Origin of the sequence: Streptomyces sp. NPDC059851, from assembly GCF_042732005.1 — a bacterium.
Lineage (GTDB): Bacteria > Actinomycetota > Actinomycetes > Streptomycetales > Streptomycetaceae > Streptomyces.
Window position 1 is genome coordinate 60,168 of the sequence record NZ_JBHWJJ010000006.1, and the last position, 22,917, is coordinate 83,084.

The 22,917-nt window shown below is 69.7% G+C and carries 18 protein-coding genes; 13 read left to right on the forward strand and 5 right to left on the reverse strand.

The features are described 5' to 3' along the window. Nucleotides 1-134: 134 nt before the first annotated feature. The 4 genes from ACFV7Q_RS03135 to ACFV7Q_RS03150 all read right to left on the reverse strand — a co-directional run bounded on the left by ACFV7Q_RS03135 (nt 135) and on the right by ACFV7Q_RS03150 (nt 3,967). Complete coding sequence (locus tag ACFV7Q_RS03135) at nt 135-911, reverse strand: succinate dehydrogenase/fumarate reductase iron-sulfur subunit (RefSeq protein WP_385422971.1); 777 nt, start codon at nt 909-911, stop codon at nt 135-137. Then, nucleotides 908-2,809: a fumarate reductase/succinate dehydrogenase flavoprotein subunit gene (locus ACFV7Q_RS03140; RefSeq protein WP_385422973.1), complete on the reverse strand. Its 1,902-nt coding sequence runs from the start codon at nt 2,807-2,809 to the stop codon at nt 908-910. Before ACFV7Q_RS03140 ends, ACFV7Q_RS03135 begins: the two co-directional genes overlap by 4 nt. A 1-nt stretch (nt 2,810) precedes the next feature. Beyond that, entirely contained in the window at nt 2,811-3,632 is an 822-nt protein-coding gene (locus ACFV7Q_RS03145) for a hypothetical protein (RefSeq protein WP_385422975.1), read from the reverse strand. A 107-nt stretch (nt 3,633-3,739) separates the two neighbouring features. After that, a complete protein-coding gene (locus tag ACFV7Q_RS03150; protein WP_385422977.1) occupies nt 3,740-3,967 on the reverse strand; it encodes a hypothetical protein in 228 nt (75 codons plus the stop codon). Nucleotides 3,968-4,346: 379 nt separating this feature from the next. On the opposite strand from ACFV7Q_RS03150, the gene ACFV7Q_RS03155 reads away from it, so the two are divergent. The 13 genes from ACFV7Q_RS03155 (at nt 4,347) to ACFV7Q_RS03215 (ending at nt 22,105) form a co-directional block, all read left to right on the forward strand. Then, on the forward strand, nt 4,347-6,737 hold the full coding sequence (locus ACFV7Q_RS03155; RefSeq protein ID WP_385422979.1) for an ABC transporter family substrate-binding protein: 2,391 nt from the start codon (nt 4,347-4,349) through the stop codon (nt 6,735-6,737). A 404-nt stretch (nt 6,738-7,141) separates the two neighbouring features. Further along, the gene (gene typA / locus ACFV7Q_RS03160; protein WP_179174520.1) at nt 7,142-9,046 is read left to right on the forward strand and encodes a translational GTPase TypA; all 1,905 of its coding nucleotides are present in this window, start codon (nt 7,142-7,144) and stop codon (nt 9,044-9,046) included. Between the two features lie 433 nt (nt 9,047-9,479). Beyond that, nucleotides 9,480-11,102, forward strand: a complete 1,623-nt coding sequence (locus ACFV7Q_RS03165) for an ABC transporter substrate-binding protein (protein WP_385422981.1) — start codon at nt 9,480-9,482, stop codon at nt 11,100-11,102. A 94-nt stretch (nt 11,103-11,196) separates the two neighbouring features. Then, nucleotides 11,197-12,144, forward strand: a complete 948-nt coding sequence (locus ACFV7Q_RS03170) for an ABC transporter permease (protein WP_385422983.1) — start codon at nt 11,197-11,199, stop codon at nt 12,142-12,144. Continuing rightward, nucleotides 12,137-13,099: an ABC transporter permease gene (locus tag ACFV7Q_RS03175; protein WP_385422985.1), complete on the forward strand. Its 963-nt coding sequence runs from the start codon at nt 12,137-12,139 to the stop codon at nt 13,097-13,099. Before ACFV7Q_RS03170 ends, ACFV7Q_RS03175 begins: the two co-directional genes overlap by 8 nt. A gap of 13 nt (nt 13,100-13,112) precedes the next feature. Further along, entirely contained in the window at nt 13,113-14,168 is a 1,056-nt protein-coding gene (locus tag ACFV7Q_RS03180; protein ID WP_385422987.1) for an ABC transporter ATP-binding protein, read from the forward strand. Further along, a complete protein-coding gene (locus ACFV7Q_RS03185; RefSeq protein ID WP_385422989.1) occupies nt 14,161-15,207 on the forward strand; it encodes an ABC transporter ATP-binding protein in 1,047 nt (348 codons plus the stop codon). The genes ACFV7Q_RS03180 and ACFV7Q_RS03185 overlap by 8 nt, the downstream gene beginning before the upstream one ends. 202 nt (nt 15,208-15,409) lie before the next feature. Continuing rightward, nucleotides 15,410-16,348 (forward strand): GNAT family N-acetyltransferase, encoded by a 939-nt coding sequence (locus tag ACFV7Q_RS03190; RefSeq protein WP_385422991.1) that lies wholly within the window; start codon nt 15,410-15,412, stop codon nt 16,346-16,348. 107 nt (nt 16,349-16,455) lie between these two features. Further along, nucleotides 16,456-18,084, forward strand: a complete 1,629-nt coding sequence (locus tag ACFV7Q_RS03195) for an ABC transporter substrate-binding protein (RefSeq protein ID WP_385422993.1) — start codon at nt 16,456-16,458, stop codon at nt 18,082-18,084. 39 nt (nt 18,085-18,123) lie between these two features. Further along, nucleotides 18,124-19,047: an ABC transporter permease gene (locus ACFV7Q_RS03200; RefSeq protein ID WP_385422995.1), complete on the forward strand. Its 924-nt coding sequence runs from the start codon at nt 18,124-18,126 to the stop codon at nt 19,045-19,047. Then, nucleotides 19,040-20,038 (forward strand): ABC transporter permease, encoded by a 999-nt coding sequence (locus ACFV7Q_RS03205; protein ID WP_385422997.1) that lies wholly within the window; start codon nt 19,040-19,042, stop codon nt 20,036-20,038. The genes ACFV7Q_RS03200 and ACFV7Q_RS03205 overlap by 8 nt, the downstream gene beginning before the upstream one ends. A gap of 11 nt (nt 20,039-20,049) precedes the next feature. After that, nucleotides 20,050-21,033, forward strand: coding sequence for an ABC transporter ATP-binding protein (locus ACFV7Q_RS03210; protein ID WP_385422999.1), 984 nt, complete (start codon nt 20,050-20,052; stop codon nt 21,031-21,033). Further along, nucleotides 21,026-22,105, forward strand: coding sequence for an ABC transporter ATP-binding protein (locus ACFV7Q_RS03215; RefSeq protein ID WP_385423001.1), 1,080 nt, complete (start codon nt 21,026-21,028; stop codon nt 22,103-22,105). The genes ACFV7Q_RS03210 and ACFV7Q_RS03215 overlap by 8 nt, the downstream gene beginning before the upstream one ends. A gap of 22 nt (nt 22,106-22,127) precedes the next feature. Here the strand turns inward: ACFV7Q_RS03215 and ACFV7Q_RS03220 are convergent, their stop codons facing one another. Next, nucleotides 22,128-22,559: a cupin domain-containing protein gene (locus ACFV7Q_RS03220; RefSeq protein ID WP_385423003.1), complete on the reverse strand. Its 432-nt coding sequence runs from the start codon at nt 22,557-22,559 to the stop codon at nt 22,128-22,130. Between the last annotated feature and the right edge of the window lie 358 nt (nt 22,560-22,917).

Here is a 22,917-nt window from a genome sequence, read left to right on the forward strand (position 1 = left end):
GACTAGCCGGTGCCATGCGTTGCGCGTCATTCTCGCGTGCTGGAGGGGGTACCGCCCTGACGGGGGCGGTGTCCGGGGCGGTGGCGGGCGCCGCCGGCGGTTTGCCCGGGGCGGGCCTGGCCCCGGCGGGTGGGTCAGGGGCTTTTGGGGCGGCGGGTGATCTTCGAGCCGAGCCAGACCAGTGGGTCGTACTTGCGGTCCACCACTCGCTCCTTCAGGGGGATCAGCGCGTTGTCGGTGATGCGGATGCCCTCCGGGCAGACCTCCGTGCAGCACTTGGTGATGTTGCAGTAGCCGAGGCCGTGTTCTTCCTGGGCGGTGCGCTTGCGGTCCAGGCCGGCCTCCTGGGCGGCGTCGAGCGGGTGCATGTCCAGTTCCGCGACGCGCATGAGGAAGCGCGGTCCGGCGAAGGCCGGTTTGTTCTCCTCGTGGTCGCGGACCACGTGGCAGGTGTCCTGGCACAGGAAGCACTCGATGCACTTGCGGAATTCCTGCGAGCGGTCCACGTCCACCTGGTGCATGCGGTACGCGCCCGCCGCCACGCCGGCCGGGGGAACGAAGGACGGGACCTCCCGCGCCTTGGTGTAGTTGAAGGACACGTCGGTGACGAGGTCGCGGACCACCGGGAAGGCGCGCAGGGGGGTGATGGTGACCGTCTCGGACCTTTCGAAGACCGACATCCGCGTCATGCACATCAGCCGGGGTCGGCCGTTGATCTCCGCGCTGCAGGAACCGCATTTGCCGGCCTTGCAGTTCCAGCGGACCGCGAGGTCCGGGGCCTGGGTCGCCTGGAGGCGGTGGACGATGTCCAGGACGACCTCGCCGTCGTGCACCTCGACGGTGAAGTCGCGCAGGTCGCCGCCGTCGGAGTCGCCCCGCCAGATCCGGAACCGGGCGTCGTATGTGCTCACTCGTAGAGCTCCTCTTCGGCGAGGTACTTGACCAGCTCTTCCTTTTCGAAGAGCGCCAGCAGGTCGGGGCGGATGGGCTCGGTACGGACCCGCTGCAGGAGGATGCGGTCGGCGGCCGGGTCCGCGGGGGCGGGTTCCACCGGGCGGCACAGGAGGTTCACCGGGCGCCAGGCCCGCTCCATGGAGGGGCGGTCCTCGCGGGTGTGGCCGCCGCGGCTCTCGGTGCGCTCCAAGGCGGCGCGGGCCACGCATTCGCTGACCAGCAGCATGTTCCGCAGGTCCAGGGCGAGGTGCCAGCCGGGGTTGAACTGCCGGTGTCCCTCGACGCCGGCGCGGGCGGCCCGTTGGCGGAGGGATGCCAGTTTCCGGAGTGCCTCGGCCATCTCGGCCTCGCGGCGGATGATGCCGACGAGGTCGTTCATGGTCGTCTGGAGCTCTTGGTGGAGGGTGTACGGGTTCTCCGCGCCGTCGGCGGCGTGGAAGGGGGCCAGGGCCTCCGCTGCGGCGGCGTCGATCTGGTCGGGGGCCACCTCGGGGCGGCCGGCGTGTGCTGTTGCGTATGCGGCTGCGTGGAGGCCTGCCCGTCGCCCGAAGACGAGCAGGTCGGAGAGGGAGTTCCCGCCGAGCCGGTTCGAGCCGTGCATGCCGCCCGCTACCTCGCCCGCAGCGAAGAGGCCGGGGACGCCCTGTGCGGCGGCGGTGTCGGAGTCGACCGCGATGCCGCCCATCACGTAGTGGCAGGTGGGGCCGACCTCCATCGGCTCGGCGGTGATGTCCACGTCCGCCAGTTCCTTGAACTGGTGGTACATCGACGGCAGGCGGCGCTTGATCTTCTCGGCCGGCATCCGGGTGGAGACGTCCAGGAAGACGCCGCCGTGCGGGGAGCCGCGGCCCGCCTTGACCTCGGCGTTGATGGCCCGGGCCACCTCGTCGCGGGGGAGCAGCTCGGGCGGGCGCCGGTTGTTGTCCGGGTCCTCGTACCAGCGGTCGCCCTCGTCCTCCGTTTCGGCGTACTTGTCCTTGAAGACGTCGGGGACGTAGTCGAACATGAACCGCTTGCCGTCGCTGTTGCGCAGCACGCCGCCGTCGCCGCGGACCGACTCGGTGACGAGGATGCCCTTGACGGAGGGCGGCCAGACCATGCCGGTGGGGTGGAACTGGACGAACTCCATGTTCAGCAGGGGGGCGCCGGCGAGGAGGGCCAGGGCGTGGCCGTCGCCGGTGTACTCCCAGGAGTTGGAGGTGGTCTTGAAGGACTTGCCGATGCCGCCGGTGGCGAGGACCACGGCGGGGGCTTCCAGGACGAAGAAGCGGCCGGACTCGCGTTCGTAGCAGAAGGTGCCGCAGACGCGGTCGCCGTCCTTGAGGACGCGGGTGACCGTGCATTCCTGGAAGACCTTCAGACGGGCCTCGTAGTCGCCGGTCTCCTCGAAGTCCTGCTGCTGGAGTTGGACGATCTTCTGTTGGAGGGTGCGGATCAGTTCCAGGCCGGTGCGGTCGCCGACGTGGGCGAGGCGCGGGTACTCGTGGCCGCCGAAGTTGCGCTGGGAGATCTTGCCGTCGGGCGTGCGGTCGAAGAGGGCGCCCCAGGTCTCCAGTTCCCAGACGCGGTCGGGTGCTTCCCGCGCGTGCAGTTCCGCCATGCGCCACTGGTTGAGGAACTTGCCGCCGCGCATGGTGTCACGGAAGTGCACCTGCCAGTCGTCGTTCTCGTTGACGTTGCCCATGGAGGCGGCGATCCCGCCCTCCGCCATCACCGTGTGGGCCTTGCCGAACAGGGATTTGCAGATCACGGCCGTACGGGCGCCGCGCTCGCGGGCCTCGATGGCGGCCCGCAGCCCGGCACCGCCCGCACCGACCACGACCACGTCCCACTGCTGCCGGTCGACTTCAGCCATGTCAGAAGATCCTCGGGTCGGTGAACGCGCCGGTGGCGAGCAGGTACACGTACAGGTCGCATGCGGCGACGCTGATCAGGGAGGCCCATGCCAGCTGCATGTGGCGGCCGTTGAGGCGGCTGACCCAGCCCCACAGCCGGTAGCGGACGGGGTGCCGGGAGAAGTGCTTGAGCCGGCCGCCCATGATGTGCCGGCAGGAGTGGCAGGACAGGGTGTAGCCCCAGATCAGCACGATGTTGACGACGAACAGCAGGGTCCCGAGGCCCATGTGGCCCCATTCGTACCGGTCGTTGCGGAAGGTCAGCACGGTGTCGTACGTGAGGACGGCCGCGACCGGCAGGGCCGTGTAGAAGAAGTACCGGTGGGCGTTCTGCAGGACCAGGGGGAGGCGGCTCTCGCCCGTGTACGCGGTGTGCGGCTCGGCGACGGCACAGGCGGGCGGCGAGGCCCAGAAGCTGCGGTAGTACGCCTTGCGGTAGTAGTAGCAGGTCAGCCGGAAGCCGAGCGGGAAGACGAGGACCAGCAGGGCGGGGGACAGGCCCCACCAGCTGCCGAAGAGGTCCAGGTTGGGGCCGTCGCGCATCTCGACGCAGTTCTCCGCCAGGCAGGGGGAGTAGAACGGGGAGACGTACGGGGCCGCGTAGTAGTCGGCGTTCGCGAAGGCCCGCCAGGTCGAGTAGACGATGAAGGCGAGCAGCCCGGCCGCGGTGCCGGCGGGGGCCAGCCACCACCGGTCGGTGCGCAGGTGGCGGGCGGGGATCGCGGCCCGGGAGGCGTCGTGGACGCCGGTGAGCTGCCGGGGTGGTTCGGTGCCTGTGGCCAAAGGTGACTCCGGGAGGAGTGGTCTGGGGTGGCCCAGGAGACCCAGCCGCCGCGCGGGTGCGGGGCTGGGTCCGATGGGGTGGATGACGGGGGTACGACTGCTGGGGGTCAGGGTGCCCGGCGGTCGCGGGCGCCGAGTCCCTCGTCGTCGCTGTCCGTCCACAGTGCGTTGTCGTACGGGGCGTCCGGGATGGTCACCATCCGGGACGAGTCCTGGGCCGCCGTCCGGCCGCCCTCGGATTTCTGCCGCGAGGCCTGCTTCTCCAGCTGCTCGACCTTGCGGGTGAGCTCGTCCAGGTTGCGCCGTACGGCGTTCAAATCGTCCTGCAGGGACATGACTTGCCCTCACTTCCGCAGGTTGCGGTGGCAACGCTCATGTGCGCCTGCGAGTGTCGCGCCTCCCGTCCCCGGTTGTGAAGGGACGTGCAGCGAATGCGGGCGCGCAGGCGCGATCTGTGCGCCCCTCCCTGCGTCCATTCTCATCCCTCGGCCGAGGGAACGCGCGTCCCGGCCGCGAGGGGGATTGGTCCGCACGGGTGGGCTTCGCGGCGTGGCGGGGGGCGGCTGCGGGGGGCACGGCGGGTGGTGGATTTCAGTGTGTTCTGCACCCGGTGTGATCAGCCGCCAATACCGCCGGACGTGATCAAGCCGCGCACCCGTGAGCCCCTTCGCACGACCTTTACGCCCTTCACGCCCCGCCCCGGAGGTAGCACCCATGTCCCAGAGAAGGCGCAGATCCTTGGCGCTCCTGACCTCGGGAGTCCTCGCCCTGCCGCTGCTCGCGGGCTGCGGCGCGGGAGACGAGGGAGGCCCTGCAGCCGCCGGACCGGACATCGCGGCGACCGCCCGCGACCTGGTCGCCGACGGTGGCGTCCTGCGCTGGGCCGTGGACGACCTCCCCGAGACCCTCAACGTCTTCCAGGCCGATGCCGACGCCACCACCACCCGGATCGCCGGGGCGGTGCTGCCCCAGCTGTTCACGATGGACGACAAGGGGCGGCCGAGGGCCAACCCGGACTTCCTGGAGAAGGCGCAGATCGTCGCACGGGAGCCCAAGCAGGTCGTCCTGTACAAACTGAACCAGCAGGCCGTGTGGAGCGACGGGCGGGAGATCGGCGCCGCCGACTTCGTCTCCCAGTGGCGTGCCCTCAACGGCAAGGACTCGGCGTACTGGACCGCCCGCAACGCCGGCTACGAGCGGATCGAGAAGATCGAGCGCGGCCGGAACGACCTGGAGGTCAGGGTCACCTTCGCCAAGCCGTACACCGACTGGCGCTCCCTGTTCTCCCCGCTCTACCCCAAGCAGGTCACCGGCAGCCCCGACTCCTTCAACGAGGGTGCCCGCGGCACCCTGAAGGTCACCGCCGGCCCGTTCAACCTCGGGTCCATCGACACGAAGGCGGGCACCGCCGCCCTGACCCGCAACGCCCGCTGGTGGGGCCGGCCGACCAAGTTGGACTCCTTGGTCCTCACCGCCGTGCCCCGGGCCGAGCGGGCGAAGGCCCTGGCCGCGGACAAGGTCGACCTGGCGGAGATCGACCCGGCGGCCGCGGACCGGATCACCAAGGCCCGCCGGGACGCCACCCGCTCTCCGGGCGGGGCCGGGGCCCCGGCCACGGGGGCCGCCCCCGCGGAGACCGAGGCCCTGCGCGCCTTCACCGTCCGCAGGTCCCTGGAACCGGCGTACACCCAGCTCGCCCTGAACGGGGCCTCCGGCCCGCTGGCCGACGAGCGGGTCCGGCGGGCCGTGGCCCGGGCCATCGACCGCCGGGAACTGGCCGAGATCGTGCTGAGGCCGCTCGGGCTGCCGGCGAAGCCGGTCGGCAGCCATCTGGCGCTGGCCGGGCAGCGGGCGTACGCGGACAACAGCGACGCGCTCGGCGGCCAGGACACCAAGGCGGCGCAGGCGCTGCTCGCGGACGCCGGCTGGCGCCGGGGCGGGGTGCTCACGCAGCCTCCGGCCGCGAAGGCCGGCCCGGAGGCGGAGGAGCAGGCCCAGAAGGAGGAGCAGGCCCAGAAGGAGGAGCAGGCACAGCAGGAGGAGCGGGCCCGGCAGGAGGAGCAGGCACAGCAGGAGACGGAGAAGCAGGCGGAGACCGAGGCGGAGCAGTCGGCCGGGCAGCAGGGGGGCACGCCCCCGGGCGGCCCGGGCACCGGCGACGACGGCCTCTACGTCGTGGGCGAGGAGGACGAGCGCAACGGCGACGTCCGCGCCGCCGCCCTGGAACGGGAGCTGCCCGGGATCGGTCCGGCCCCGGCCCTGGCCCCGGCTGGCCGGACCTCGCTGACGCGGGCCGCCGCCGCGTACGCGGTGGAGCAGAAGGCGGCCCTCCTGGCCCAGGCCGCGGCCCTCGCCGGCCGCACGACCGCGACGACCGCCACGGGCCCGGGCACGGACACCGCCGCCCCCGCGGACGACGCCAAGGCCCCGGGCCCCGACCAGGGGGTCCCCGCGGCCACCCCGGGCAGCAGCGCGAGCCCGGCGCCGGCCCCGGCGCAGCCCGCCCGCACCTCCGGGAACATGCTGGCCAAGGACGGCAAGGCGCTCAGCCTGCGCTTCGTCCTGCCGTCCGGGCCCGGCTCGGAGCACCTGCGCACCGTCGGGGAGCGGATTTCGAAGATGCTCCGGAAGGTGGGCGTGGCCACCGAGCTGACGAAGGTGGCGGACGAGAGCTTCTTCAAGGACCACATCGCCTCGGGCCAGTACGACCTGGCGCTGTACTCCTGGCCGGCCACCGCCTACCCGGCCACCGACGCCCGCCCGATCTTCGCCAAGCCGGAGCCGGCCGCCGACGGCTCGCTGCTGGTCGAGCAGAACTACACCCGGGTCGGGACCGACCACATCGACCAGCTCTTCGACCAGGCCGTGGCGGAGCTGGACGAGGAATCATCCCGGGAGCTGATGCGCAAGGCCGACGCCCGCATCTGGGCCGCGGCGGGTTCCATCCCGCTGTACCAGCGCCCCGAGCTGGTGGCGGCGAAGTCGGGCGTGGTGAACGCGGGAGCCTTCGGCCTGGGCACTCCGCGCTTCCAGGACATCGGCTGGAGGAAGGCCCCGCAGGGCCGGGAAACGGGTTCCAAGGAAGGAAAGGAGAAGAACAAGTGACAAAGCGGGGCCAGTCAGGTTGACCCGCGGGTCACAAGCTCAGAAGTGACTCAAGTCGCTTGCCCGCCGGACCCCCGGCGGGCAAGGTCGTGCATACCCATTGACCCGGAGCACCACCCGCCCGGGCCCCCGCGGAAGCAGGCGCCCGAGCACTCCCAGCAGCACCGAAACAGCACATCAGCAGCACCGCGGCACCCGCGCGGGATCCCCGCGGAACCGACGGCCGGGCCCCCCACCCACATCCCGGTCGCGGTCAGTCGTACGGCCCCTTGACAGACCCCCGGCGGGCGCTTCCCCTCACGCGACGTAGGATGGGGTAAGGCCGTGGCAGGTTTTCCGCCCGGCACAGGCTCGCGTACCAGGCCGTACGTGACGCCATCCACGATCCCGGGAGAAGCGCCGCAGTGCCCACGCGCCACGACATCCGCAACGTCGCCATCGTCGCCCACGTCGACCACGGCAAGACGACCATCGTCGACGCCATGCTGAAGCAGGCCGGCGCCTTCGCCGCCCACCAGCAGCTCGACGACCGCATGATGGACTCGAACGACCTGGAGCGTGAGAAGGGCATCACGATCCTCGCCAAGAACACGGCGGTGAAGTATCACCCCAAGGACGGCGGGGCCCCGATCACGATCAACATCATCGACACCCCCGGCCACGCCGACTTCGGTGGCGAGGTCGAGCGCGGTCTGTCGATGGTCGACGCCGTCGTCCTGCTGGTGGACGCCTCCGAGGGTCCGCTGCCGCAGACCCGCTTCGTGCTCCGCAAGGCGCTGCAGGCCCGGATGCCCGTCATCCTCTGCATCAACAAGACGGACCGCCCGGACTCCCGGATCGACGAGGTCGTCAACGAGACCTACGACCTGTTCCTGGACCTGGACGCGGACGAGGACCAGATCGAGTTCCCGATCGTCTACGCCTGCGGCCGTGACGGCATCGCCTCGCTGACCAAGCCGGAGGACGGCACCGTCCCCGCCGACAGCGACAACCTGGAGCCGTTCTTCTCCACCATCCTGGAGCACGTCCCGGCCCCGACGTACGAGGAGGACGCGCCGCTCCAGGCCCACGTCACCAACCTCGACGCCGACAACTTCCTCGGCCGCATCGCGCTGCTCCGCGTCGAGCAGGGCGAGCTGCGCAAGGGCCAGACGGTCGCGTGGATCAAGCGCGACGGTTCGATCTCCAACGTCCGCATCACCGAGCTGATGATGACCGAGGCGCTCACCCGCAAGCCGGCCGAGGTCGCCGGCCCCGGTGACATCTGCGCGGTCGCCGGCATCCCCGACATCATGATCGGCGAGACCCTGGCCGACCCGGAGAACCCGGTCGCCCTCCCGCTGATCACGGTCGACGAGCCGGCCATCTCCATGGTGATCGGCACCAACACCTCTCCGCTGGTCGGCCGCGGCGGCTCCGGCAAGGGCGCCGACGCCAAGGCCGCGGTCAAGGACCGCAAGGTCACCGCCCGCCAGGTCAAGGACCGCCTGGACCGCGAGCTCGTCGGCAACGTGTCGCTCCGCGTCCTCGACACCGACCGCCCGGACGCCTGGGAGGTCCAGGGCCGCGGTGAGCTCGCGCTGGCGATCCTGGTCGAGCAGATGCGCCGCGAGGGCTTCGAGCTGACCATCGGCAAGCCGCAGGTCGTCACCAAGGACGTCGACGGCAAGGTGCACGAGCCGGTCGAGCGCATGACGATCGACGTGCCCGAGGAGCACATGGGCGCCGTCACCCAGCTCATGGGTGTCCGCAAGGGCCGCATGGACAACATGTCGAACCACGGCTCCGGCTGGGTCCGCATGGAGTTCGTCGTCCCGTCCCGCGGCCTGATCGGCTTCCGCACGGAGTTCCTGACGCAGACGCGCGGCACCGGCATCGCCCACTCCATCCACGAGGGCCACGAGCCGTGGTTCGGTCCGCTGCAGACGCGCAACAACGGTTCGCTCGTCGCGGACCGCGCGGGTGCGGTCACCGCCTTCGCGATGACCAACCTCCAGGAGCGCGGTGTCCTGTTCACCGACCCCGGCACCGAGGTGTACGAGGGCATGATCGTCGGCGAGAACTCGCGCTCCGACGACATGGACGTGAACATCACCAAGGAGAAGAAGCTCACGAACATGCGGTCCTCGTCGGCCGACTCCTTCGAGGCGATCGTCCCGCCGCGCAAGCTGTCCCTGGAGCAGTCCCTGGAGTTCTGCCGCGACGACGAGTGCGTCGAGGTGACCCCGGAGGCCGTCCGCATCCGCAAGGTCGTCCTGGACCAGAAGGAGCGCTCGCGCACCGCGTCGCGCGCCAAGGCCGCCAAGTAATCGGCTGGTTCAGGGCCCCGGCCGTTCGGGGCTCCTGACGTGCAGCCCCTCCCGCCACGGATCTCCGTGCGGGAGGGGCTGTTCGCTTTTTCACGCTTGTCAAGCGGATTGTTGCGTTCTTGTGTCCGCATACCGACCGTGACACTCCGGAAGGTGAGCTAACCGTCCGTTTCGCACGTGTCTGTCTCTGATCCCTTTGTCCGGATTTCGGGTTTCTGCTGCGGATCGATGTTGTGAAAACGAGACCACGCAAGTGTGGTTTACGCCCAGGGGTGTCCCTGAGGATGGCTCCATTGAGCTCGGGTCAATGGGTCACACGCTGTGGGGAGCGTCGACTCACGAGCACACGATGGGGCCGGATTTCGCTGTCAGGGGTGTCAGTGGAGCCGGGTCCTTCACGTATCCACCGTGACTCCTGAGGAGGCAATAACCCATGCGCGGAGCAACGAGCGCCAAGTGGGTCGCCGGAGCCGTCGTCGTGGCGATGGCCGCTACGGCATGCAGCACCAGCAAGGACTCGAACGCCGGTAAGTCCGGCGGCAACATCACCGTGGTGCTCGGCGAGCCGCAGCACGGCCTGATCGGTCAGAACACCGCCGAGTCCGAGGGCGCTGAGGTTCTCAACGCCCTGTTCGTCGGCCTCGTCGACTACGACAACAAGACCAACGAGCCGAAGCTCGCGGTCGCCGAGTCCATCGAGACCACCGACTCGAAGACCTGGACGATCAAGCTCAAGGACGGCTACACCTTCCACAACGGCGAGAAGGTCGACGCCCAGTCGTTCGTCCGCGCCTGGAACTGGGGCGCCAACCAGGACAACGCCGCCGAGGGCATGCCGTTCTTCGCGAAGATCGAGGGCTCCGAGGAGCTGGCGCCGGGCAAGGACAAGAAGCCCACCGCCACCGAGCTCAAGGGTCTGAAGGTCGTCGACGAGAAGACCTTCACCGTCACGCTGAAGGACCCGTTCTCCCAGTTCAAGACCATGCTGGGCTACAACGCCTTCTACCCGCTGCCCAAGGCGTTCGAGGCCGACCCGAAGAAGTTCGGCGAGGCCCCGATCGGCAACGGCCCGTTCCAGATGGACGGCGCCTGGGAGCACAACAAGCAGATCAAGATCAAGCGCTACGACAAGTTCCCGGCCGAGGGCCGCGCGAAGCTCGAAGGCGTCACCTTCAAGATCTACGACAACCTGGACACGGCGTACAACGACCTGCGCGCCGACACCATCCAGATCGTCGACAAGCTCCCGATCTCCGCGATGGCCTCCGTCTCCCAGGAGTTCGGCGACCGCTACATCTACAAGCCGGAGTCGGGCGTCGGTTACCTCGGCCTGCCGCTGGAGACCAACCCGGAGGCCTTCGGCAAGCTGGAGATCCGCAAGGCCATCTCCATGGCCATCGACCGGGACGCCATCACGAAGACCATCTTCAACGGCACCCGCAAGCCGGCCGACGACTTCATCAGCCCGATCATCCCCGGCTACCGCAAGGGCGCCCTCGGCGAGGCGGGCACCTACAACCCGACCAAGGCCAAGGAGCTCTACGCCCAGGCCGGCGGCATCCCCGGCAACAAGCTGGAGCTCGGCTACAACGCCGACGGCGGCCACAAGGAGTGGATCGAGGCCGTCGCCAACCAGCTGAAGGCGAACCTCGGCCTCGAGGTCACCGCCAAGCCGTACGCCAAGTTCGGTGACATGCTGGACGACCTGGGCGCCGCCAAGTACAAGGGCGCGTTCCGCATGGCGTGGTCCATGGACTACCCGGCTGCCGAGAACTACCTCCGTCCGATCTTCTCGAAGGTCGCGATCGAGAACGGCTCCAACTACGGCCACTACAAGAACGACGAGTTCGAGGCCCTGATGGACAAGGCCGACAAGGCGACGGACCCGGCCGAGGGCCTGAAGCTGTACCAGCAGGCCGATGACGTCATCATCAAGGACCTGCCGTACATCCCGATCTTCACCTACATGTCTTCTTCGGCCTACTCCAAGTCCGTGAAGAACGTTCAGGTCGACGCCCAGGGCCGCATGGACCTGGCCAACGTCGAGCTCAACTAACACCCCTCTTCACTTAGGGGAATTCCAGGGGGCGGGCAGACGGAATCAGGTTTCCGTCTGCCCGCCCTTTCCCCCTGTTCTTGTTGGAGGTCTGATGGGCCGCTACCTCATCCGCCGACTCATACAGGCGATCCCTGTCCTGCTCGGTGCCACGTTCCTGATCTACGCGCTGACCTTCGCCATGCCGGGCGCTGACCCGATCCAGCTGCTCGCGGGCGAGAAGAAGGCCGACCCCATCGTCACGGCGATGCTGCGCGAGAAGTACCACCTCGACGACCCGTTCCTGCTCCAGTACTGGAACTACATCAGCGGCGTCTTCCAGGGCGACCTCGGTGAGACCCTCACCGGCCGCAAGGTCGCCGACCTGTTCGCCGAGGCGTTCCCGTACACCGTGAACCTCGCCCTCGTCGCCTTCGCCATCGAGGCCGTCGTCGGTGTCCTCGCCGGTGTCCTCGCCGCCCTGCGCCGCGGCAAGTTCCTCGACCAGCTCGTGCTCATCTCCACGCTGATGGTCATCTCGATCCCCGTCTTCGTCACCGGCTTCGTCCTGCAGCTGACGCTCGGCGTGCAGCTGAAGAACAACTGGGGCATCGACTTCTTCCCCGTCTCGTTCAACGAGGCGGACGGCTTCCGCGCCTACCTGCTGCCGGCCTTCGTCCTCGCCTCCACCTCGCTGGCGTACGTCGCGCGCCTGACGCGCACCAGCCTGATGGAGACGATGCGCGCCGACTACGTCCGCACCGCGACCGCGAAGGGTCTGCCGCGCCGCCGCGTCGTCATGAACCACGCGCTGCGCAACGCCATGATCCCGATCGTCACCTTCCTCGGCGCCGACCTCGGCTCCCTCATGGGCGGTGCGGTCATCACGGAGCGCATCTTCAACATCCACGGTGTCGGCGGTCTGCTCGCCCAGTCCGTCTACCTCAAGCAGGGCGCGGTCGTCGTGGGCGGTGTGACCATCCTGGTCCTCGTCTACCTGGTCGGCAACCTGCTCGTGGACCTGCTGTACGCCGTGCTCGACCCGAGGATCCGCTATGCGTGACACAACTACGGTGGAGGACTCGATGACGACCGACACCCAGATCGCCGGCACCCCCTCCGCCGGCGCCGCGGCCAAGAAGGACGGCGGAAAGAAGAAGAAGGACCGCGAGGCGAGCCTCTGGTCGGACGCGCTGGCCGACCTGCGGCGCAACCCGGTCTTCCTGATCGGTGGGTTCCTCGTCGTCTGCATGCTCATCGTCTCCGCGTTCCCGCAGTGGTTCACGGACGGCAGCCCGTTCGCGTCCGACGCGTGCAAGCTGCAGGACTCGCTCAAGACCCCGAGCGCGGAGCACTGGTTCGGCTTCGACATCCAGGGCTGTGACGTCTACACCCGCACGGTCTGGGCCGCCCGCAACTCGGTCATCGTCGGCATCGTCACCACCTCGCTGGTGATCATCGTCGGCGGTGGGCTCGGCCTGCTGGCCGGCTGGACCGGCGGTTTCCTCGACAGCTTCCTGTCCCGCTTCACCGAGATCTTCTTCGCGATCCCGCTGCTGCTCGGCGGCATGCTGATCATGTCCGCGCTGCCGGGCAACGCGTGGTCGGTCTCGCTGGTGCTCGCGATCCTCGGCTGGCCGCAGATCTTCCGCATCATGCGGTCCTCGGTGCTGCAGAACAAGAACAACGACTACGTGGTCGCCGCCCGCGCCCTCGGCGCCGGCACCCTGCGCATCACGCTGCGGCACATCCTGCCGAACGCCATCGCCCCGGTCATCGTGGTCGGCGCGATCAGCCTGGGCGTGTACATCTCCGCCGAGGCGGCCCTGTCGTACCTCGGCATCGGCGTCCAGCCCCCGGAGATCTCCTGGGGCCTCATGGTCAGCGACGCCTCCGTCCGCTGGCTGCAGGCTCCGCACGTGCTCCTGTTCCCGGCCGGCGCGCTGAGCATCACGGTGCTCGCGTTCATCATGGTCGGCGACGCGGTGCGCGACGCCCTCGACCCGAAGCTGCGCTGAGGAAGGGCGTACGTTGACCATCATCGACAAGACCTCGAACGTCCCCGCGCCCCGATCGGCGCCGGAGGGCACCCCCCTGCTCGAAGTGCGCGACCTGCACGTCGAGTTCCACACCCGCGACGGCGTGGCCAAGGCCGTCAACGGTGTCTCGTACTCGGTGGACGCCGGCGAGACCCTCGCCGTCCTCGGCGAGTCCGGCTCGGGCAAGTCCGTGACGGCGCAGGCCATCATGGGCATCCTCGACATGCCGCCCGGCAAGATCCCGTCCGGTGAGATCCTCTTCCAGGGCACGGACCTGCTGAAGCTCCCGGCGGACGAGTACCGCAAGATCCGCGGCTCGAAGATCGCCATGATCTTCCAGGACGCGCTCTCCTCGCTGAACCCGGTGCACACCGTGGGCGCCCAGCTCGGCGAGATGTTCCGCGTCCACCGCGGGATGTCCAAGAAGGACTCGCTGGTCAAGGCCGTCGAGCTGATGGACCGGGTGAAGATCCCCGCCGCCAAGGCGCGCGTGGGCGACTACCCGCACCAGTTCTCGGGCGGTATGCGCCAGCGCATCATGATCGCCATGGCGATGGCCCTGGAGCCCGACCTGATCATCGCCGACGAGCCCACCACGGCTCTCGACGTGACGGTCCAGGCCCAGGTCATGGACCTGCTCGCGGAACTCCAGCGCGAGATGAACATGGGTCTGATCCTGATCACCCACGACCTCGGCGTCGTCGCCGACGTCGCGGACAAGATCGCCGTCATGTACGGCGGTCGGATCGTCGAGACCGCCCCGGTCCACGAGATCTACCAGCGCCCCGCGCACCCGTACACCCGCGGCCTGCTCGACTCGATCCCGCGCCTGGACCAGAAGGGCCAGGAGCTCTACGCGATCAAGGGCCTGCCGCCCAACCTGCTGAACATCCCGCCGGGCTGCGCCTTCAACCCGCGCTGCCCCAAGGCGCAGGACGTCTGCCGCACCGACGTGCCGGTCCTGCACCGGGTGACCGAGCAGGACGGCACCGAGCTGCCCGGCCGCGGCAGCGCGTGCCACTTCTGGAAGGAGCAGATCCATGGCTGACCTCACCAAGGGCGAGCGCGAGCCGATCCTCCAGGTGCGCAACCTGGTCAAGCACTTCCCGCTGACCCAGGGCATCCTGTTCAAGAAGCAGGTCGGCGCGGTCAAGGCCGTCGACGGCGTCTCCTTCGACCTGTACCGGGGCGAGACCCTCGGCATCGTCGGCGAGTCCGGCTGTGGCAAGTCCACCGTCGCCAAGCTCCTGATGAGCCTGGAGCGGGCCACCTCCGGCGAGGTGTTCTACAAGGGCCAGGACATCACCAAGCTGTCCGGCAAGGCCCTCAAGGCCGTCCGCCGCAACATCCAGATGGTGTTCCAGGACCCGTACACCTCGCTGAACCCGCGCATGACGGTCGGCGACATCATCGGCGAGCCCTTCGAGATCCACCCCGAGGTGGCCCCGAAGGGCGACCGGCGCCGCAAGGTCCAGGAGCTCCTGGACGTCGTCGGCCTGAACCCCGAGTACATCAACCGCTACCCGCACCAGTTCTCCGGCGGCCAGCGCCAGCGCATCGGCATCGCCCGCGGCCTCGCGCTCAACCCGGAGATCATCATCTGCGACGAGCCGGTCTCCGCGCTCGACGTGTCGGTGCAGGCGCAGGTCGTCAACCTGATGGAGAAGCTCCAGGACGAGTTCGACCTGTCGTACGTGTTCATCGCGCACGACCTGTCGATCGTCCGGCACATCTCCGACCGCGTGGGCGTGATGTACCTCGGCAAGATGGCCGAGATCGGCACCGACTCCGAGATCTACGACCACCCGACGCACCCCTACACCCAGGCGCTGCTGTCGGCCGTCCCGGTCCCGGACCCGCAGGCGCGCGAGGCCCGCGAGCGGATCATCCTCACGGGTGACGTCCCCTCGCCCGCCAACCCGCCGTCGGGCTGCCGCTTCCGCACCCGCTGCTGGAAGGCGCAGGACATCTGCACCACCGAGCAGCCGCTGCTCGCCGTCCCGGAGCGCTACAAGGGCCAGAACACCCTCGCGGCGCACGAGTCGGCGTGCCACTTCGCGGAGGAGCGGGCCGTCCTGGCCGTCTGACCCCCGCGTACGTCCTCCAGGGCGCCCGGTGCCGGATCCTCCGGCGGCGGGCGCCCTGGCGCGTTCCGTACGGGCCGGCCGCGCAGGCCGTGCAGGCCGTGCAGGCCGTGCACGGCAGGACCGGCGGCGGCGCCGCGCGCCCCGAACCCGCCTGCGGAAAAGCCGGTTGCGGCCGTACCCGGACGCGTCGGACAGTGTCCGGATGACCGACGTGATCACCGTCCGGCCCGCCGGGCCCGGGGACGCAGCCGACATCTGCGCCCTCCTCAACGCCGTCGACCTGATCGAGATAGGCCGGCCCGAGACCGACCTCGCCTCCGTCGAGGCCGATCTGTCCCACCCCGACGTCGACCTCGCCACCGACTCCTGGCTCGCCTTCCAGGACGGCCGGCTCGTGGCGTACGCCCTGGTGTGGGCGGACTCCGGGCCGGGCCGGGTCGACTGCGACCACTACGTCCTGCCCGACCACGACGAGGCCGCGCTCGCCCTGCTGGAGCGGCTGGAGGCCCGGGCCCGCGAGATGGTCGCAGGGGCGGGGGAGGGCCGGTTGCGGCTCCAGCTCAACATCGAACCCACCCTCGACCTCTCCCTGCTGTCCGGGCGCGGCTACCGCACCGTGCGCCGCTACCAGGTGATGACCCGTCCCGTCTCGGCGGCCGCCGACCTGCCGCCCGCCCCTCCCGAGGGGATCACCCTGCGCCACTGCGGAGCCGACGAGGCCGACCGGCGCCGCGCCCACGCCCTGGTGGAGGAGACCTTCGCCGCCCACTTCGGGCACGTCGACCGCCCGTACGAGGCCTGGCTGGACCATGTCGACGGCCGCGCGCTCGACTGGTCCCTGGTGTGGATCGCGAGCCTGCCCGGCCACGGCGACGTGGGCGTGCTGCTCACCCGCGACGACCGCACCAGCATGGGCTGGGTCAGCCACCTCGGCGTACGGTCCGGGGTGCGTGGCCGCGGCATCGGCGGCTTCCTGCTGCGCCACGGCTTCGCCGCGTACGCGGCCCGCGGACGGGACCTCGTCGGTCTGGGCGTGGACATCAGGAACGAGACCGGCGCACTCGGGTTGTACGAGTCGCACGGGATGAAGCTCCACTACGCCGTTGACACCTGGGAGCTGTCCTTGCACTCACATGGGTGACAGGCGCACGGCGCAGGGGTGCAATCGGTCCAACCGGCAGTGCACCGGACCCCGCAAGGGGTGACATTGGCTCCCAAGTGAGTCCCGGTAGCCGGAGGAGGCACTCGATGCGCGCAGCCACCCACGCCAAGTGGGCCGCAGGGGCGGTGGCCGTCGCCCTGGCGGCGTCGGCCTGCGGAGGCGGGGGTGAAAGCGGCGGAGGCGGCGAGTCCGGGATCGTCAGTTCCTCCTGGGGCGACCCGCAGAACCCCTTGGAGCCGGCCAACACCAACGAGGTGCAGGGCGGCAAGGTCCTCGACATGATCTTCCGCGGGCTCAAGCGCTACGACCCCAAGACCGGCGAGGCCACCGACATGCTCGCCGAAAGCATCGAGACCACCGACAACCAGAACTTCACCATCACCGTGAAGGACGGCTGGACGTTCAGCAACGGCGAGCCGGTCACCGCCCAGTCCTTCGTGGACGCCTGGAACTACGCCGCGAACGTCACCAACAAGCAGAACAACGCCCCGTTCTTCGGCGACATCGTCGGCTACGACGAGGTCCACCCGGCCTCCGGCGAGCCCAAGGCCAAGACGATGTCCGGGCTGGTCGTGAAGGACGCGCGGACCTTCACCGTGGCCCTCGACAAGAAGTTCTCCACCTGGCCCGAGACCCTCGGCTACCAGGCCTTCTCGCCCCTGCCCAAGGCCTTCTTCACCGACCACACCGCCTGGCTGGACAAGCCGATCGGCAACGGTCCGTACACCGTGGACTCGTACACCAAGGGCACCGGGATGAAGCTGCGCAGGTGGGACGGCTACCCCGGCGCGGACAAGGCCCTCAACGGCGGCGTGGACCTGAAGGTCTACACCGACAACAACACCGCCTACACGGACCTGATCTCCGGCAACCTCGACCTGGTCGACGACGTGCCCGCGTCGCAGCTGAAGAACGTCAAGAACGACCTCGGCGACCGGTACATCAACCAGCCGGCCCTCATCATCCAGACCCTCACCTTCCCCTTCTACGACCCCCAGTGGGGCAAGCCGGGCATGGAGAAGGTCCGCCGCGGCATCTCGATGGCGATCAACCGCGACGAGATCACCAAGCAGATCTTCCGCGACACCCGCACCCCCGGCAAGGACTGGACCTCCCCGGCCCTCGGCGAGAAGGGCGGCTTCAACCCCACGCTGTGCGGGGACGCCTGCACGTACGACCCGGCGGCCGCCAAGCAGCTCATCACGGAGGGCGGCGGACTGCCCGGCGGCAGGATGACCCTCACCTCCAACGTGGACACCGGTTCCCACCGGGCCTGGATGGACGCCGTCTGCAACAGCATCAACAACGCCCTCGGCCAGGGCCCCGTCTGCACGGTCAACCCGGTCGGAACCTTCGCCGACTTCCGCAACCAGCAGAGCTCCTACAAGCTGACCGGGCCGTTCCGCTCCGGCTGGCAGGCCGACTACCCGCTGATCCAGAACTTCCTCCAGCCGCTGTACTACACCGGCGCCTCCTCCAACTACGGCAAGTTCAGCGACCCGCAGTTCGACAAGCTCGTCGACGAGGCCAACCAGGAGGGCGACCCGGCCGCGGCCATCGCGAAGTTCCAGGACGCCGAGCGGATCCTCGCCGCCCAGATGCCGGCCATCCCGCTCTGGTACCAGAACGGCAGCGCCGGATACGCAGAACGCCTCTCCGACGTGGCGCTCAACCAGTTCAGCGTGCCCGTCTACGACCAGATCAAGGTCAGCTGACCCGCAGCCGCAAGGCCCGCCGACACCCCGGAGCCCTCCATGGGACGTTATGTGATCCGGCGGCTGCTCCAGATGATCCCGGTGTTCATCGGCAGCACGTTCCTGATCTTCTTCATGGTGTACGCGCTCGGGGACCCCGTCGCCGCCCTCTTCGGCGACAAGGCCCCCGACCCCGCCACCGCCGCCCGCATCCGCAAGGAGCTCTACCTCGACCGCCCGCTGTGGGAGCAGTACCTGCACTACATGGGCCAGATCTTCCAGGGGGACTTCGGCACGGCCTTCAACGGCCAGCCCGTCACCGAGCTGATGGCCTCGGCCTTCCCCGTCACCCTGCGCCTGACCTGCGTGGCGATCGTCATCGAGATCGTCGTCGGCATCACCCTCGGTGTCATCAGCGGACTGCGCCGCGGCCGGGCCGTCGACTCCGGGGTGCTGGTCCTCACCCTGATCGTGATCTCCATCCCGACGTTCGTCACCGGCTACGTGCTCCAGTACCTCTTCGGCGTCAAATGGGGCTGGGTCCGGCCCACCGTGTCCCCGAGCGCCCCCCTGGACGAGCTGATCCTGCCCGGCGTCGTCCTCGCCCTGGTCTCCCTCGCGTACGTCACCCGCCTCTCGCGCACCTCCATCGCCGAGAACGCCCGGGCCGACTACGTCCGCACCGCCGTCGCCAAGGGCCTGCCGCGCCGCCGGGTCACCACCCGGCACCTGCTGCGGAACTCCCTGATCCCCGTCGTCACCTTCATCGGCACCGACATCGGCGCCCTCATGGGCGGCGCCATCGTCACCGAGCGGATCTTCAACATCCACGGCGTCGGCTACCAGCTCTACCAGGGCATCCTGCGCAACAACTCCCCGACCGTGGTCGGGTTCGTGACCATCCTCGTCATCGTCTTCCTGCTGGCGAACCTGCTCGTCGACCTGCTCTACGCGGTCCTCGACCCGAGGATCCGCTATGCCTGAGCCGGCGTACGACCCGCTGGAGCCCGGTGACAACGAGGCCATCGCACCCACAGGACAGGGCGGACAGATGGACCTGGCACTCGACGAGGCGGAAAGCCTGGAGAAGAACCTGGAACCCGACCCGGGACGGAAAGGGCCGGCCGAGAAGGCCCGCTCGTTGTGGTCCGACGCCTGGCACCAGCTCCGCCGCAACCCCGTCTTCATCATCTCGGCCCTGCTGATCCTCTTCCTCGTCCTCATCGCGATCTGGCCGCAGCTCATCGCGAGCGGTGACCCGCTCCAGTGCGACCTGTCCAAATCGCAGGAGGGCTCCGAGCCCGGCCACCCCTTCGGCTACGACACCCAGGGCTGCGACGTGTACACCCGCACCGTGTACGGGGCCCGCGCCTCCATCACCGTCGGCGTGTGCGCCACCCTCGGCGCCGCACTGCTCGGCTCGCTGCTCGGCGGGCTCGCCGGGTTCTTCGGAGGCTGGAGCGACTCGCTCCTCTCCCGTGTCGCCGACATCTTCTTCGGCATCCCCGTCGTCCTGGGCGGCCTGGTCTTCCTGTCCGTCGTCACCGGCGACACCGTCTGGCCGGTGGTCGGCTTCATCGTGCTGTTGGGCTGGCCGCAGGTGGCCCGCATCGCCCGCGGATCCGTCATCACCGCCAAGGAGAACGACTACGTCCAGGCCGCCCGGGCGCTGGGCGCCGGCCACTCCCGGCTGCTGCTGCGGCACGTCGGGCCCAACGCCGTGGCACCCGTCATCGTCGTCGCCACGATCGCGCTCGGCACGTACATCGCCCTGGAGGCCACCTTGTCCTTCCTCGGCGTGGGACTGCGTCCGCCCACGGTCTCCTGGGGCATCGACATCTCCAACGCGGCCCCCCAGATCCGCAACGCCCCGCACATGCTGCTCTGGCCGGCGGGCGCGCTGAGCCTGACGGTGCTCGCGTTCATCATGCTCGGCGACGCGGTGCGCGACGCCCTCGACCCCAAGCTGCGCTGAGGAGCGGGCCCATGCTGCTCGAAGTCCGGGACCTCCACGTGGAGTTCCGCACCCGTGACGGGCTCGCCAAGGCCGTCAACGGCGTGACCTACTCGGTGGACGCCGGCGAGACGCTCGCCGTGCTCGGCGAGTCCGGCTCCGGCAAGTCGGTGACCGCCCAAGCGGTGATGGGCATCCTGGACGTGCCTCCGGGCCGGATCGCCGGCGGCGAGATCCTCTTCAAGGGCAAGGACCTGCTGAGGATGAAGGAGGACGAGCGGCGCAGGATCCGCGGCGCCGAGATGGCGATGATCTTCCAGGACGCGTTGTCCGCCCTGAACCCGGTGCTGAGCGTGGGCGCGCAGCTCGGCGAGATGTACGAGATCCACCGCGGGACGTCCCGCAAGGAGGCGCGGGCCAGGGCCGTCGAGCTGATGGACCGGGTGAAGATCCCCGCGGCGAAGCAGCGGGTGGGGGACTACCCGCACCAGTTCTCCGGCGGCATGCGCCAGCGCATCATGATCGCGATGGCGTTGGCCCTGGAACCCTCGCTGATCATTGCCGACGAGCCGACGACGGCCCTCGACGTCACGGTGCAGGCCCAGGTCATGGACCTGCTCGCGGAGCTGCAGCGCGAGTTGAACATGGGGCTCATCCTGATCACCCACGACCTGGGCGTGGTCGCCGACGTCGCCGACAAGATCGCCGTCATGTACGCGGGCCGGATCGTCGAGGCGGCCCCGGTCCACGACATCTACGAGGCGCCCGCCCACCCCTACACCCGCGGCCTGCTGGACTCCATTCCCCGCCTGGACCAGAAGGGGCAGGAGCTGTACGCGATCAAGGGCCTGCCGCCCAACCTGCTCGCCATCCCGCCCGGTTGCGCCTTCAACCCCCGCTGCCCCATGGCGCGGCCGGTGTGCCGCAGCGACGTGCCGCCGCTGTACCCGGTCACCGGTGTGCCCGAGCCGCGCGCCAGCGCCTGCCACTTCTGGAAGGAGTGCCTCGGTGGCTGAGCCCGTCCTCCAGGTCCGCGGCCTGGTCAAGCACTACCCGCTGACCCGGGGGATCCTGTTCAAGAAGCAGGTCGGCGCGGTCAAGGCGGTCGACGGCGTCTCCTTCGGGCTGGGGCGCGGCGAGACCCTGGGCATCGTCGGGGAGTCGGGCTGCGGCAAGTCCACGGTGGCCAGGATGCTGGTCAACCTGGAACGGCCCACGGCGGGCTCCATCACGTACAAGGGCGAGGACATCACGAAGCTGTCCGGCCGGGCCCTGAAGGCCGTCCGCCGCAACATCCAGATGGTGTTCCAGGACCCGTACACCTCGCTGAACCCGCGCATGACGGTCGGTGACATCATCGGCGAGCCGTACGAGATCCACCCGGAGGCCGCCCCGAAGGGCGACCGTCGCCGGCGGGTCCAGGAGCTCCTGGACGTGGTGGGCCTGAACCCCGAGTACATCAACCGCTACCCGCACCAGTTCTCCGGCGGCCAGCGCCAGCGCATCGGCATCGCCCGCGGGCTCGCCCTGCGGCCGGAGGTCATCGTGGCGGACGAGCCGGTCTCGGCGCTCGACGTGTCGGTGCAGGCGCAGGTCATCAACCTGCTGGAGCGGTTGCAGAGCGAGTTCGACCTGTCGTACGTGTTCATCGCGCACGACCTGTCCATCGTCCGGCACATCTCCGACCGCGTGGGCGTGATGTACCTGGGCCGGGTGGTGGAGATCGGCACCGACACCGAGATCTACGACCACCCCACCCACCCGTACACCCAGGCGCTGCTGTCGGCCGTCCCCGTCCCGGACCCGCGGGCGCGGGCCCACCGGGAGCGGATCATCCTGACCGGGGACGTCCCCTCGCCCGCCGATCCGCCGTCGGGCTGCCCGTTCCGCACCCGCTGCTGGAAGGCCCAGAGCCGCTGCACCGACGAGGTCCCGCTGCTGGCGGTCCCCGCGGTCTTCCCCCCGGGGCCGGCCGCCCACCCCTCGGCCTGTCACTTCGCGGCCGAGAAGCAGGTGGTGCCGCCGCCGGGGGACCTGCCCCCGCCGCCCGCGCCGCCGGGCGCCGCGCCCGGGGCGAAGGGGGAGTAGTCGAAGGTGCGGCAGCAACGGCTCAGCCGGCCCCGACCGGGTGCGTGCCGACCCGGGCCTCCAGCCAGTCGGGCAGGGCCAGCAGCCGTACGCCCTCCTGCTCGTCGGGGTCGGTGCGGGCCACCACGCAGACCATGTCCTCCTCGCCGGTGTTCACCGGCAGGTGCGGGGTGTCCGGCGGGATGTGGATGTAGTCGCCGGCCCGGAGCAGGACGTGCTCGGTGAGGCCTTCGCCGTGCCAGACCTCGACCTGGCCGGACTGGACGAAGATCGCGGACTCGTGCCCGGCGTGCAGGTGAGGCCGGCCGCGGCTGCCCGCGGGCATCACCAGCCGGTGCAGGCACAGCCCCTTGGCCCCGGCCGACTGGGCGCTGATTCCGGCCCCGAAGCGACCGCCCTGGACTCCGTCGTAGCTGCCGGTCCGCACGACCGTGCAGCGCAGTTGTGCACTCATGTACGGCAGTAGAACAGGGCCAAGATCGAATGGAGGAGCGCACCGGGCGGCGCAGGTGCGCAGCGGGGGGCGCGCGGGCGAGCGGATCGCGCTGCCGCTGGACGGGCCGGAATCCGACCCGTCGAACCCGTCCCGTTCTGACGCATTCGGCGCGACACGACCGTCGGAGCCTGCGCGCCACCGGTTATTTCCGGCCAGGGCGATGATTCCACCGCGTGGCGGCCGCCCGCGTACCGGGGGCGCCGCCCGTCGCCCCGCCGTCCACCCAACCCGGTTTACACACAGGCAACTTGACCGTTTCTGTCCGGAGATATGGGGCAGGCAGCCTGGGTTCCGTGCGGCCGTGCGGGTGCCGACA

Bases quoted from the DNA above. Each gene is read 5' to 3' on its own strand.
- ACFV7Q_RS03210 (WP_385422999.1), top strand. From the start codon at position 20,050: ATGCTGCTCGAAGTCCGGGACCTCCACGTGGAGTTCCGCACCCGTGAC.
- ACFV7Q_RS03155 (WP_385422979.1), top strand. From the start codon at position 4,347: ATGTCCCAGAGAAGGCGCAGATCCTTGGCGCTCCTGACCTCGGGAGTC.
- ACFV7Q_RS03140 (WP_385422973.1), bottom strand. From the start codon at position 2,809: ATGGCTGAAGTCGACCGGCAGCAGTGGGACGTGGTCGTGGTCGGTGCG.
- ACFV7Q_RS03185 (WP_385422989.1), top strand. From the start codon at position 14,161: ATGGCTGACCTCACCAAGGGCGAGCGCGAGCCGATCCTCCAGGTGCGC.
- ACFV7Q_RS03175 (WP_385422985.1), top strand. From the start codon at position 12,137: ATGCGTGACACAACTACGGTGGAGGACTCGATGACGACCGACACCCAG.
- ACFV7Q_RS03205 (WP_385422997.1), top strand. From the start codon at position 19,040: ATGCCTGAGCCGGCGTACGACCCGCTGGAGCCCGGTGACAACGAGGCC.
- ACFV7Q_RS03220 (WP_385423003.1), bottom strand. From the start codon at position 22,559: ATGAGTGCACAACTGCGCTGCACGGTCGTGCGGACCGGCAGCTACGAC.
- ACFV7Q_RS03200 (WP_385422995.1), top strand. From the start codon at position 18,124: ATGGGACGTTATGTGATCCGGCGGCTGCTCCAGATGATCCCGGTGTTC.
- ACFV7Q_RS03170 (WP_385422983.1), top strand. From the start codon at position 11,197: ATGGGCCGCTACCTCATCCGCCGACTCATACAGGCGATCCCTGTCCTG.
- ACFV7Q_RS03195 (WP_385422993.1), top strand. From the start codon at position 16,456: ATGCGCGCAGCCACCCACGCCAAGTGGGCCGCAGGGGCGGTGGCCGTC.
- ACFV7Q_RS03165 (WP_385422981.1), top strand. From the start codon at position 9,480: ATGCGCGGAGCAACGAGCGCCAAGTGGGTCGCCGGAGCCGTCGTCGTG.
- ACFV7Q_RS03150 (WP_385422977.1), bottom strand. From the start codon at position 3,967: ATGTCCCTGCAGGACGATTTGAACGCCGTACGGCGCAACCTGGACGAG.
- ACFV7Q_RS03190 (WP_385422991.1), top strand. From the start codon at position 15,410: ATGACCGACGTGATCACCGTCCGGCCCGCCGGGCCCGGGGACGCAGCC.